Origin of the sequence: Denitratimonas tolerans (assembly GCF_037203605.1) — a bacterium.
Taxonomy (GTDB): domain Bacteria; phylum Pseudomonadota; class Gammaproteobacteria; order Xanthomonadales; family Xanthomonadaceae; genus Denitratimonas; species Denitratimonas tolerans.
The window spans coordinates 41,646-53,893 of the sequence record NZ_JBBDHC010000015.1 but is presented as its reverse complement, the minus strand read 5'-3'; the positions used below and the strand labels follow the sequence as shown (position 1 = coordinate 53,893).

At 69.0% G+C, this 12,248-nt stretch carries 11 protein-coding genes; 6 read left to right on the top strand and 5 right to left on the bottom strand.

What is annotated here, in order from left to right; translation table 11 throughout:
* The first annotated feature begins 44 nt into the window (after positions 1-44).
* A complete protein-coding gene (locus tag WB794_RS10570; RefSeq protein WP_337335812.1) occupies positions 45-722 on the top strand; it encodes an FKBP-type peptidyl-prolyl cis-trans isomerase N-terminal domain-containing protein in 678 nt (225 codons plus the stop codon).
* 163 nt (positions 723-885) lie between these two features.
* Positions 886-1,521, top strand: coding sequence for a CoA pyrophosphatase (locus WB794_RS10565; protein ID WP_337335811.1), 636 nt, complete (start codon positions 886-888; stop codon positions 1,519-1,521).
* An 18-nt stretch (positions 1,522-1,539) separates the two neighbouring features.
* Here the strand turns inward: WB794_RS10565 and WB794_RS10560 are convergent, their stop codons facing one another.
* From WB794_RS10560 to WB794_RS10540, 5 genes are all read right to left on the bottom strand, one after another.
* A complete protein-coding gene (locus WB794_RS10560; RefSeq protein WP_337335810.1) occupies positions 1,540-2,553 on the bottom strand; it encodes a restriction endonuclease in 1,014 nt (337 codons plus the stop codon).
* 133 nt (positions 2,554-2,686) lie between these two features.
* Entirely contained in the window at positions 2,687-3,391 is a 705-nt protein-coding gene (locus WB794_RS10555) for a phasin family protein (RefSeq protein ID WP_415926680.1), read from the bottom strand.
* A gap of 226 nt (positions 3,392-3,617) precedes the next feature.
* The gene (locus WB794_RS10550; protein WP_337335808.1) at positions 3,618-4,043 is read right to left on the bottom strand and encodes a hypothetical protein; all 426 of its coding nucleotides are present in this window, start codon (positions 4,041-4,043) and stop codon (positions 3,618-3,620) included.
* Positions 4,044-4,218: 175 nt separating this feature from the next.
* Complete coding sequence (gene parC / locus WB794_RS10545) at positions 4,219-6,477, bottom strand: DNA topoisomerase IV subunit A (protein WP_337335807.1); 2,259 nt, start codon at positions 6,475-6,477, stop codon at positions 4,219-4,221.
* Between the two features lie 122 nt (positions 6,478-6,599).
* Positions 6,600-7,130, bottom strand: coding sequence for a GspH/FimT family pseudopilin (locus WB794_RS10540; protein ID WP_337335806.1), 531 nt, complete (start codon positions 7,128-7,130; stop codon positions 6,600-6,602).
* Between the two features lie 177 nt (positions 7,131-7,307).
* On the opposite strand from WB794_RS10540, the gene WB794_RS10535 reads away from it, so the two are divergent.
* The 4 genes from WB794_RS10535 to WB794_RS10520 all read left to right on the top strand — a co-directional run bounded on the left by WB794_RS10535 (position 7,308) and on the right by WB794_RS10520 (position 12,247).
* The gene (locus WB794_RS10535) at positions 7,308-8,966 is read left to right on the top strand and encodes an isovaleryl-CoA dehydrogenase (RefSeq protein WP_337335805.1); all 1,659 of its coding nucleotides are present in this window, start codon (positions 7,308-7,310) and stop codon (positions 8,964-8,966) included.
* A 46-nt stretch (positions 8,967-9,012) separates the two neighbouring features.
* A complete protein-coding gene (gene gltX / locus WB794_RS10530) occupies positions 9,013-10,425 on the top strand; it encodes a glutamate--tRNA ligase (protein WP_337335852.1) in 1,413 nt (470 codons plus the stop codon).
* A 74-nt stretch (positions 10,426-10,499) separates the two neighbouring features.
* Positions 10,500-10,988, top strand: coding sequence for a transcriptional repressor (locus WB794_RS10525; protein ID WP_337335804.1), 489 nt, complete (start codon positions 10,500-10,502; stop codon positions 10,986-10,988).
* Positions 10,989-11,053: 65 nt separating this feature from the next.
* Positions 11,054-12,247, top strand: coding sequence for a succinylglutamate desuccinylase/aspartoacylase family protein (locus tag WB794_RS10520; RefSeq protein ID WP_337335803.1), 1,194 nt, complete (start codon positions 11,054-11,056; stop codon positions 12,245-12,247).
* Position 12,248 lies beyond the last annotated feature (1 nt).

Here is a 12,248-nt window from a genome sequence, read left to right as displayed (position 1 = left end):
TTCTTTCTCGGCCACGGGCGTGGCCGTTCCACCAGGAGACAGGCATGAAGTTGCGCTGGACGGTCGCGCTGTTGGCGGCCACGACGATGAGCGCCGCGTTGGCGCAGGACACCACGTCCGAAAAGGGCAAGCTGAGCTACGCGGTCGGCTACCAGATCGGGCAGGACTTCACCGAGCGCAAGGTCGATGTCGACCTGTCGACCGTGATCCGTGCGATCCAGGACGGCTACGCCAAGCGCGATCCGGCGGTTCCGGCCGAGCAGATGGGCGCGGCGCTCGAGGCCATGCAGAAGAAGTTGCTGGACGAAGCCAAGGCCGAGTTCGACAAGGTCGCTGGTGAAAACAAGCGCAAGAGTGACGCCTTTCTGGCCCAGAACCGCTCCAAGACCGGCGTGCAGACCCTGTCCTCGGGCATCCAGTACCGCGTCATCGAGACCGGTACCGGTGCCAAGCCCACGGCGGCCTCGGACGTGAAGATCCACTTCCGCGGATCGCTCTCCACCGGGCAGGAGTTCGCCAGCACCTACCAGGGCAACGAGCCGGTGTCGATGCGGGTTGGCGAAGCGCCGCTGCCGGGGCTGCGCCAGGTGTTGCCGATGATGACCCAGGGATCGCGCTGGGAAGTCTTCATGCCGGCGGAGCAGGCCTACGGTGATTCGGTGCGCCCGATCGGCCCCAACCAGGCCGTCGTGTTCGACGTGAAGCTGGTCGAAGTAAAATGACCCTCGCCGCGCTTTCCCGGGTGGAATCGCCCGGAAGCGCATCGCGATTGCCTCCCACGGCCGGACGCGGATTGCGCGTTCCGGCCGTGTTTCATTTTTTCGGGGTTTTGTCCGGGTGCCGCCTCCGCGCGTTTGCCGTCCAGGCACCCCGCGCGGTGGCGTGATGCGGCCGCTGTCGCTGCCGATCAACCCGCTGACCGAACCAGAGCGCCTGCGCCAGTCGCTGCTGCCGCTGTCGGGCGAGCCGCCCGGGCCGGGCTGGAACCTCGACGAGGTTGCCGACGTCATCGATCCGCACCGTATGGTCAACGCCGCCGTGCTCGTGGGCCTGATCGCGCGCCCGACCGGGGCGCACGTGCTCCTGACCCGGCGCACCGATTCCCTCCAGCACCACGCCGGCCAGGTGAGTTTCCCGGGCGGACGGGTGGATCCGCAGGATCGCTCCGCGCTGGATGCGGCTCTGCGTGAAGCCTGGGAAGAAGTCGCCATTGCGCCGGCACAGGTCGAGCCGCTGGGCTTTCTGGACCCTTATGCGACCATCACCGGCTTCCGCGTGCTGCCGCTGGTGGCACGGCTGCCCGAAGACTACCGCGCGATCCCCAATCCCGACGAAGTCGCCGATGCCTTCGAGGTGCCGCTGGCACCGCTCCTGGCGGGAGATCGGCTGGTCACCTTGAGCGGTCCCTACCGCGGCCGTGTGCGCAGCTATTGGGAATACCAGGTGGGCCCGCACCGCATCTGGGGCGCGACCGCGGCCATGCTGGTCAACCTCGGCCGTCGCCTCGGCGCGGCGATCTGATTTCCGGATCGCGTCGGGTCAGCGGCACTGGCGCCAGCGCACCTGCATGGGCTGGTCGGCGTCGCCGCCGGGCACGTCGACCTGCAAGCGGGTGAAGCGCAGTTCCTCGTACTGCAGGAGCGAACGGCAGATATCGTCCACCAAAGTAGCCAGCTCCGCATCGGCGAGCATTTCCTGCAGGCTGATCTGAAGCGTGGAGCGGGTCTGCCAGACGGCGTTGGCCACCTGGGTCAGGTCGCGTACCTCCATGACCGCCGAAGCGCGGCGCGAGGCGAGCTGCTGGTCGGTTAGCGTGGCATCGGGCAGCGCCGGTGCGGCGGGCTGCGGCGTGGACTGTGGGGTCGGCTGCGGCGTGACCGCGGGTTCGGGGGTGACGGGTGCCGCCGCGCCGGGTTCCCGGGGCGGCGACGCGGTCGGCGCGGGAGCCGTCAGGCTGACGATGGCGAAGGCCGCGATCGCGGCCGTGAGCGCGACCAGCGTCGCGCTCAGCAGTCGCTTGCGCCTGGCGGCCAGCGCCACGCTTTCGGCGTCGACGCGCTGGTCGTGCGCCACCCAGGTCCTGACGTGGGCCCAGAGTTCGGGCCCGGCAAGGATTTCGATGCGCCGCTCTCTCGCCAGTTTCACGGCCTCCGGGTCGGCGCTGGCGCAAGACACGATGATCGCGCCATCGGCACCCTCGACCTGCGCCAGCGCGTGCAGCTGGCCCACGGCCGCCGAGGTGACGACCTGGTTCGCGCCGTTCCTGCATTGCACCAGATAGCGCGCGGTGCCGCGTGCGAACAGGAGGTCGAAACCGTCCTGGCCAGGGGCGCGATCCGTACCTGCCGGCTGCATGCCGCGATCCTTCAGGACTTCGGAAATCAGGCGGCTGAATTCGTTCCAGCGCATCGCGCACAGCAGCGCGATGCCCGCATTCGCCTCGACCCGCTCGGTGCGGAATGCACCCAGAATGCGGGCCATGAGCAGGAACACGATGACGAGCGTGGCCAGCGCAATCGGCCACGGGTGGTTGAGCAGGGAAGCAAATCCCATGGAGTATCCGCCGGCGGGAATCAGGCGCGCATCATAGCGCGGCTTCCGCGCCGACAGGCCGCCACGGCGGATCGGGGGGCTGTGGCAATTCGCGCTGCCGACCTGCAGCGTCGGCGGCGCAGGCGGGCGGTTTTCAGTCCTGGCCGGATGCGGGCGCGGATGCCGCAGGCGTCGTTGCCTTGGCTTTCTTCGCCGCCTTCTTTACCGCCGGTTTCGCTCCGGCGGGTGCCTTGGCGACGGCCTTTTTCTTCGCGGCGGCGGGCTTGGCCGCAGGCGTGGCGGTCGGTGCGGCCGGGGCGTTTTTCCCGGAACCGGGGGCGTCGGCCAGGTCGCGCAGGCGCGCATTGAGCTGGTCGACGCGCTGGATCAGGGCCTGAAGCTCGTCGCGGCCCGGTACGCCGAGGCGCACGAGGGCGCGCTGGACGCGCTCTTCGAACACCTTTTCAAGGCGATCCCAGGTGTCGGCCGCTCGATCCTTGACCTGCTCGACGCGGTTCTCGACCGAGCCGCGCACGGCGTTGACCTTGCCGCTGGCAAGCGAGCGGGTCTTCTTTTCCACGTTGGCACCTTCCTTGACCAGCGCCTCGAACAGGCGCGTGCTTTCCTGCTGCGCGCGGCCCAGCGCCTTCACGCCGGTCGACCAGATCTGCTGGGCGGAGTCCATGATTCCGTGCGCTGCCGGATTCCCGGCCCGCGGCGCAGCCGGCGGCTTGCGCGCCGATGCCGTGGTTTTCGCGGCAGGCTTTTTGGCAGTCGTCTTCGCTGCGGCGGGCTTGCGGGTCGGGGCCGGCTTGGCCGGAGCGGAGGTGCCGGGGGTGGCGGACTTGAACTTGGCCATGGGGCGTTCCGATGAGTGCGGACGGGGCGGTGCAAAACGTGATTTTAGGCCGTGTGCCTAGAATAATCACACTATGGCCGCGCCCGGCGACGCATGGGCAGGTGCCGGTATGGCGGTGCAAGTCTCCGGCGTTCGAGCGCCATGCCACGCGCGATTGGCTGGCCGCGTCAGGGGCGCGTGTCAGCGCGGGCAGCCTGCGGAATCAGGACGAGTGGGTCGACCGCATTCAGGCCGTCGCGCTGGCCGCCTCGGCGATCGGTTTGCCGTAGGTGCCCTTCAGCAGGCCCATGAGCCCTAGCGCCTCGCGATGCAGCGACTGCATGCTGGCATGGGGCGAGTCATTGGTTTCCTGATAGACGATCGCCAGCCACAGCGCCAGCCCGCGCAGCCGAAGCTGCGGAACGCGAGAGCGCGCACGGGTGAAGGCCAGGGTCGCACCGTCGCCCCAGGGCTGGTGCACGTCGGTGCTGCTGCTGCCGTACAGGTGCGGAACCGGCGTCTTGGTGGCGGCTTCGATCTCGCTCATCACCAGATTGCCGACCGCGCGCTGCGCCGTGACGGGCAGTTCAAACACGCTGCGCTTGATTTCCCGCAGCTGGCGGTTGAGCACGGTGTAGCGGCAGAACACGAGCAGGCGGGTCAGCAGTTTCACGGGCGGTCTCGCAACTTGATGTTGACAGGGGGTGTCGCAGTGCGACGTGGCGTGTCACCTTGTGACGCGAGGCTGCATCTTCGCAGAGCGCGTTCCGCTTATCCAGTCGTTTTTGCCGCTTCCCTGCGCAATTCGTGTTTCGGGTCACAAAAGCGCCGGCGCGCCCGGGCCTTCCTCACTCGCGATCCTCGCTCACGGCCCGATCCACCTTCTGGAAGCCGCGCGGCAGCAGGTGGCCGCGCTGCGCGCGCGTGCCGCCATAGGCCTGCAGGTCGCGCCAAGTGAGGACGAGCTTGCGCTGGCCGCAGTGCAGGATCAGTTCGCCACCGCTGCGCACGCAGGCCAGCACGCTCAGGGCTTCCTCCCCGGATTTGAGCCGCGCCGGCGGGATCTGGATGAGCTTGTTGCCCTTGCCCTTGTCCAGCTCCGGAAGCTCGGAGATCGGGAACACCAGGAGATGGCCCGCGCTGGTGATGGCCGCGACCAGGTCGCCGGCGGGATCGGCCACGGCGACCGGTGCGAGGAGTTCGGATCCCGCACCGGGATGGATGAGCTGTTTGCCGGCCTTTTGCCGGCCGAGGAAGTTGCCGAAGGCGGTGACGAACCCGTAGCCGTGGCTGGTGGCCAACAGGAAGCGCTGGCTGTCTTCGCCCGTGGCCAGTGCGCGGAATCCCGCACCGGCCGGAGGCGAGAAGCGTCCGGTCAGCGGTTCGCCATTGCCGCGCGCCGAGGGCAGGGTATGCGCCGGCGTGGAGTAGGCGCGACCGGTGGAATCCAGGAAGGCGACCTGCTGGTTGGAGCGGCAGCGCGCGGCGGCGAGCAGCGCATCGCCCTCGCGGTAGGCGAGCGAGGCCGGATCGATGTCGTGGCCCTTGGCGGCGCGCACCCAGCCCTTGGTGGAAAGCACGATGGTCACCGGTTCGCTGGCCACCAGTTCGGTTTCGTCCAGCGCCTGCGCGGCGGCGCGCTCGGCCAGCGGCGAGCGCCGCGCGTCGCCGAACTTCTTCGCGTCGGCCAGGAGCTCGTCCTTGACCAGCTTCTTGAGCCGGGCGGCGGAACCGAGCGTGGCGATCAGCGTTTCGCGTTCCGTTGCCAGCGCGTCCTGCTCGCCGCGGATCTTCATTTCTTCCAGCCGCGCGAGCTGCTTGAGGCGGGTTTCCAGGATGTAGTCGGCCTGGTCCCCGGACAGCGCGAAGCGGGCGATCAGCGCGGCGCGCGGGTCGTCCTCGGTGCGGACGATGTGGATCACCTCGTCCAGGTTCAGGAAGGCGATCAGCAGGCCATCGAGCAGGTGCAGGCGGCGCTCGACCTTCTCGAGACGGTGGGTGAGGCGCCTGCGCACCGTATCGGCGCGGAAACGCAGCCACTCGGACAGCATCTGCCGCAGATCCATCACCTGCGGCTTGCCGTTGAGGCCGATCACGTTGAAGTTGGCGCGGAAGCTCTTTTCCAGATCGGTGGTGGCGAACAGGTGGCCCATGAGCTGTTCGACGTCGATGCGGTTGGAGCGCGGCACCAGCACCAGGCGGATCGGGTTGGCGTGGTCGGATTCGTCGCGCAGGTCCTCCAGCCAGGGCAGCTTCTTGGCGCGCATCTGCGCCGCGATCTGCTCGAGGATCTTGCCGGGGCTGACCTGATAGGGCAGCGCGGTGATGACGATGTTGCCGTTCTCGCGCCGGTACACGGCGCGCGCGCGCACGCTGCCGCTGCCGGTCTGGTAGAGCTTCAGCAGGTCGGCGGCGGGCGTGATGATTTCCGCCTCGGTGGGGAAATCCGGACCGCGCAGGTGCTCCATGAGGTCGGCGACGGAAGCCTGCGGATCGTCGAGCAGGCGCACGCAGGCGCTGGCGACCTCGTTGAGATTGTGCGGCGGGATGTCGGTCGCCATGCCCACCGCGATGCCGGTGGTGCCGTTGAGCAGCAGGTGCGGCAGGCGCGCGGGCAGCCACGAGGGCTCTTCCAGGGTGCCGTCGAAGTTCGGGACCCAGTCGACCGTGCCCTGCTCCAGTTCGCCCAGCAGCACCTCGGCCAGCGGGCTGAGCTTGCTCTCGGTGTAGCGCATCGCGGCGAACGACTTGGGATCGTCGGCCGAGCCGAAGTTGCCCTGGCCATCGACCAGCGGATAGCGCCAGGAAAAGGGCTGGGCCATCAGCACCAGCGCCTCGTAGCAGGCCGAGTCGCCGTGCGGATGGAACTTGCCGATCACGTCACCCACGGTGCGCGCCGATTTCTTCGGCTTGGCGCTGGCCGAAAGCCCCAGCTCGCTCATCGCATACACGATGCGCCGCTGCACCGGCTTGAGGCCGTCGCCGATGAAGGGCAGGGCGCGGTCGAGCACCACGTACATGGAGTAGTCGAGATAGGCGCGCTCGGCGTACTCGTGCAGCGGGATCTGCTCGAAACCGTGGAAATCGGGGCGGAAGAGGTCGGTCATTCGGAATCGCGGGCGGGACGGATCAGCCGTGCATTGTAGGGGCTGACGCAATCCTTGAGACGCGCCCGGCGTCGGCCAGACGCACCACGGCGGGCCCATCCGAATCGGCAATCACCCGCCAATCAACTGCAGGCGCTCATCGCCGCGCGTTCGGACGCGGTGGCGGAGCGCGCGCGGCCGGCGTTGCTCAGGATCACGGCCGATTGCACCGCGCCATCGGCGCAGATCCGCAGGGTGAGGTTGGCCCCGCCGGACATCCCGTTGGGGCGGAACACGGCGCGCGGCCGGGTGCTGCCGCTCTGGATGGCCAGGCGTGGCGAAAGCGGCTGCTCGACCCGCAGCAGGGTGTCCTCCGGACCGAAGCGGTCGTCGCCGTTGCGATCCACGAACAATATCCAGCCGCCTTCCCAGCGCCCGCCGGCGCGGCAGCCGATGGCCGCGTCTCCGGGGCAGACCGTGACGGCCCGGCCCTGGCTGACGGCGTGCAGCCGCGCGGACGCGAAACCGGTCATGACCAGATTGTGTGCCGAGGAAGCGCTCGCCCGCACCAGCAGGCGGCCCATCGGAGGCGCGCCGATGCCGGCGAGCAGCGCCATGACGGCCAGCGTCATCAGCAGTTCGATCAGGGTGAAACCGGCGTGGCTGCGGATCATGGCGGGACTCCGTGAAAAGTGTGGCGTCAGTCTCGCTTTCGCCACGCGCCCGGCCCATCGGGCGCTGCCGCCCGCCGGCATAGGAAATCGGCTCATCGTGGCATCGGTGTCCGCACCACGGCTTCGCGCTAGAGTTGGGGCCACGCCGCCTGTTCCGCCCGCACGGAGAAGCCCGTCATGCCACTCGCCGACCAGTTCGTCACCCATCGCGTCGAGAACCAGGTGCCGCCGCTCGGCGACTACGATGCCTTTGCGACCGACATCGCGCTGCAGCAGGCGCTCGAGCGCGAGGGAGGCGGCTGGGCGCGCGATGCGCTGGCGGCGTTTGGCCCGGTGGCCGGTGGCGAGGCGATGCGGCTGGGCGTGCTTGCCAACCAGCATCGGCCCGCATTCCGGCCTTGTGATGCCCTGGGAAACCGCATCGACGAGGTCGAGTTCCATCCCGCCTACCACCGCCTGATGCAGCTGGGCATCGAACACGGCGTGCCGAATTTTTCCTGGTGCCACGAGGGCACGCGCGGCGCGCACGTGGCGCGTGCCGCGCTCGCCTACCTGCACATGCAGCCCGAGCAGGGCCACAACTGCCCGCTGACCATGACCCACGCCTGCGTGCCGGCGCTGCGCCAGCAGCCTTCGCTGGCGCGCGAGTGGCTGCCGCGCATCCTGGCAACGCGTTACGACGGGCGCGCGGTGCCGGCCGCGGCCAAGGCCGGCAACACCATCGGCATGGGCATGACCGAAAAGCAGGGCGGTTCGGACGTGCGCACCAACAGCACGCGCGCCACGCCGGTCGCGTCCCCGGGGCCGGGCGAAGCGTACGAGCTGGTCGGGCACAAGTTCTTCTTCTCCGCACCGATGAGCGACGCCTTCCTGGTGCTGGCGCAGGCGGCGGGCGGCCTGTCCTGCTTCCTCATGCCGCGCCTCCTGCCCGACGGCGCGCGCAACGCCATCCGCATCCAGCGCCTCAAGGACAAGCTCGGGGATTGGGCCAACGCCAGCTCCGAGGTCGAATTCACCGGCGCGGTGGCCTGGCTGGTCGGCGAGGAAGGCCGCGGCGTGGCCACCATCCTGGAAATGGTGGCGCTCACCCGCCAGGACTGCCTGATCGGCTCGGCCGGGATCATGCGCCAGGCGCTGGTGCAGGCGATCCACCATGCGCGCGGCCGGCACGCCTTCGGCCGGCGTCTGGTCGAGCAGACGCTGATGAGGAACGTGCTCGCCGATCTGGCGCTGGAATCCGAGGCTGCCATGGTGCTGGCGCTGCGCGTGGCGCGCGCGATCGACGCCGCGCCGCATGATCCGATGGAGGCGGCATTCGCCCGCGTCGCCACCGCGATCGGCAAATACCACGTCTGCAAGCGCTGCCCGCCGGTGGTGAACGAGGCGCAGGAGTGCCTCGGCGGCAATGGCTACATCGAGGATTCGATCCTGCCGCGCCTCTATCGGCAGGCGCCGGTGAACTCGATCTGGGAAGGCAGCGGCAACATCCAGTGCCTGGACGTGCTGCGCGCGCTGCGGCGCGAGCCGGCCACGCGCGAGGCGCTGATGGCCGAACTGGCCGGCGTCGCCGGGGAAAACCGCCGGCTGGACGACGAGGCCCGCTGGATCGAACGCACCCTGGATGCCACCGACACGCTCGAGGCCCGCGCGCGCCTCTTGACCGAGCGCATCGCGCTGGCGCTGGAGGCGACGCAGCTGATCCGCGCGGGGCAGGCGCAGGCGGCGGACCTTTTCATCGCCACGCGCCTGGATGGCCAGCACGGGCAGTGCTTCGGCACCCTGCCTGCGGATGCGCCGTTCGATGCGCTGATCGGACGCGCCTTTCCCGAGTCGTAGGCGGCTTGCAGGTAGAATGACCGGCTCCTTTCAACCCTGCGCCGCCATGACCTGCCGTACCCGATTCGCCCCCAGCCCCACCGGATTCCTGCACATTGGCGGCGCGCGCACCGCGCTCTACGCCTGGCTGGAAGCGCGCCGTCAGGGCGGCCGATTCATCCTGCGCATCGAGGACACCGACCGCGAGCGCTCCACCCAGGAGGCGGTGGACGCGATCCTGCAGGGGATGCAGTGGCTCGGCCTCGAGCACGACGAAGGCCCGTTTTATCAAACCCTGCGCATCGACCGTTACCGCCAGGTGGCCGAAGACCTGGTGAAGGCCGGCAAGGCCTACTACGCCTACGAGTCGCGCGAGGAGATCGAAGCCATGCGCGAGCAGGCCATGGCCGAGGGCCGCAAGCCGCGCTACAACGGCCACTATCGCGATCTGGACGAACCGCGCCGCGACGATCCCAACCGCGTCATCCGTTTCAGGAACCCGCTGGACGGCAGCGTGGTGTTCGACGACCGGGTGCGCGGACGCATCGAGATCGGCAACGAGGAGTTGGACGACCTCATCATCTGGCGCTCCGACGACCACCCCACCTACAACTTCGCGGTGGTGGTGGACGACATCGACATGGGCATCACCGAGGTGATCCGCGGCGAGGATCACATCAACAACACCCCGCGCCAGATCAACATCTACCGCGCCTTGGGCGTCACCCCGCCCAGCTTCGCGCACCTGCCGATGATCCACGGGCCGGACGGTGCCAAGCTCTCCAAGCGTCACGGCGCGGTGAGCGTGATGCAGTACCGCGACGACGGCTACCTGCCGCACGCCCTGCTCAACTACATCGCACGCCTCGGCTGGTCGCACGGCGACCAGGAAATCTTTTCGATCGCGCAGATGATCGAACTGTTCCGGGTCGAGGACGTCAACAAGGCGCCTTCGCGCTTCGACTTCGACAAGCTCGCCTGGGTCAACCAGCACTACCTCAAGAACGATGATCCGCTCGAGATCGTTCCGCACTTCATGTGGCACCTGCACAACGCCGGCATCGACGCCGAGCGCGGCCCGGATCCGGCCGACGTGGTGGTGGCCCTGCGCGAGCGGGTCAAGACGCTCAAGGAAATGGCCGAGCGTGCGCGGGTCTGGTACCTGGGCATCGAACAGTGGGACCAGGCGGCGGTGTCCAAACACCTGCTGCCGGCCGGCGCGGTGCTGGCCGACGCGCGCGCGCGCCTGGCGGCCCTGGACGAGTGGAATCCCGAAGCCATCGACGCGGCGCTGCGCGCCTGTGCCGAGGCGCAGGGCCTGGGGCTGGGAAAGGTGGCGCAGCCGCTGCGGGTGGCGATGACCGGCTCGCAGGTATCGCCCTCGATCGACTGGACGATCCACCTGTGCGGGCGCGAAGGTGCGCTGGCGCGGCTGGATCGCGCGCTCGATATCGTGGCCTCGGGAATGCTTCCGGGCTGACTGCCTGTCTCGCCGATGAGGGCGTGACCGGGTCGCGAAAGAGGCACCGGATGGCGATGCTATGATCCCGGCCGATGGCTCCGATCCCGCACCAGCGCTGCGTTCACCCCGACGATCATGTGCATGATCGGGACGCCTTCGTGCGCGAAGTCATGGACGTGTGCGACGAGCGCGGACTGCGCCTGACGCCGCTGCGCGAGCGGGTGCTGCGCCTGGTGGCGCAGGCGGAGCTGCCGGTGAAGGCCTACGACCTGATGGACCAGCTGCGCGACGATCGCGGCCCGGCGGCACCGCCCACGGTGTACCGCGTGCTCGATTTCCTGCTCGAAAACGGCTTCATCCACAAGCTGGAGTCGATCAACGCCTACGTTGGTTGCCACCAGCCGCGCCAGCGGCATTCGGTGCCATTCCTGATCTGCGAAGGCTGCGGCCGCGCGGTCGAGATGGAAGACGAGCGCGCCACCCGCCTGCTGACCGAACAGGCGTATGCGCTCGGATTCAGGCCGCTGGCGCAGACCCTGGAAGTGCACGGGCGCTGCGCGCGCTGCGCGGAGTCGGAGTGAGCATGGCGGCAGCCGGTGGCGTCCGATGGCGTGGACGTGGGTGCTTCGGGCTGGGCCTGGCCCTGATGGCCCTGGCCGCCGCGGCGCAGGCACCTCTGCCGCCGCAGGCGACGCCGGCGGATGCCTTTGTCGGGCCGCCCCCGCTGATTCCTGCGGGCGATCCGGCCTCTTCCGAATTCGTCGGCCCGGTGCTGGTGGGGCCCTTCACGATCCTCGACACCCAGGTCTTGCCGGGCAAGCGCGCGCGGCTGGAGTGGAACGCCGGAATGAGCTTCTCCGGCAGCGAGGTGATCAGCCCGGTGGTGGTGGCGCACGGCGTGCGGCCCGGGCCGGTTTTGTGCCTGACCGCCGGCATCCACGGCGACGAGCTCAACAGCGTCGAGATCGTGCGGCGCATCGTCAATGGCGTCGAGCCGGCCGATCTGGGCGGAACCCTGATCGCGGTCCCGGTGGTCAACCTGTTCGGCTTCTCGCGCAACTCGCGCTACCTGCCGGATCGGCGCGATCTCAACCGCTATTTTCCCGGAACGCGCCACGGCAGCATCGCCTCGCGCATCGCCTACAACTTCTTCATCGAGATCGTGCAGCGCTGCGACGCCCTGGTGGATCTGCACACCGGCTCGTTCGACCGGCGCAACCTGCCGCAGGTCCGCGCCGACCTGAGCCGGCCGGAAGTGCGCGAGTTCACCCGCGGCTTCGGTGCCACCACGGTGCTGCACAGCGCCGGCTCGCGCGGCATGTTGCGCAACGCCGCGATCCAGGCCGGCATCCCCGCCGTGACCTTCGAGGTCGGCGGGCCGGGCGAGCTGGAAGCCGAGGAAATCGTGCACGGCGAACAGGCGATATCGACCCTGATGCACAAGCTCGGCATGACCCGCCACCTGCCGGCCTGGGACGAGCCGCAGCCGATCTTCTACGACTCCTCCTGGGTGCGATCGGATGCCGGTGGCCTGCTGCTGGGGCGCGTGCGCCTGGGCGAAAGCGTGGAGCCGGGCCAGGTGCTGGGGATCGTGATCGACCCGATCAACAACATCGAGCGCGATCTGGTGTCCCCGGTGCGCGGTCGGGTGATCGGCATGGCGCGCAACCAGGTCGTGCTGCCGGGATTCGCGGTGTTTCATCTGGGCGAGGAAACCAGCGAGCAGCAGGTCGTCAGCGATGCGCAGCGCGGCAGCCGCGGCGTGACCGACGAAGACGGCGGGCGCGATCCAGCGGATCCGGAGTCCCTGCCGCTGGATGACGAGCTGGATCAGGACTAGA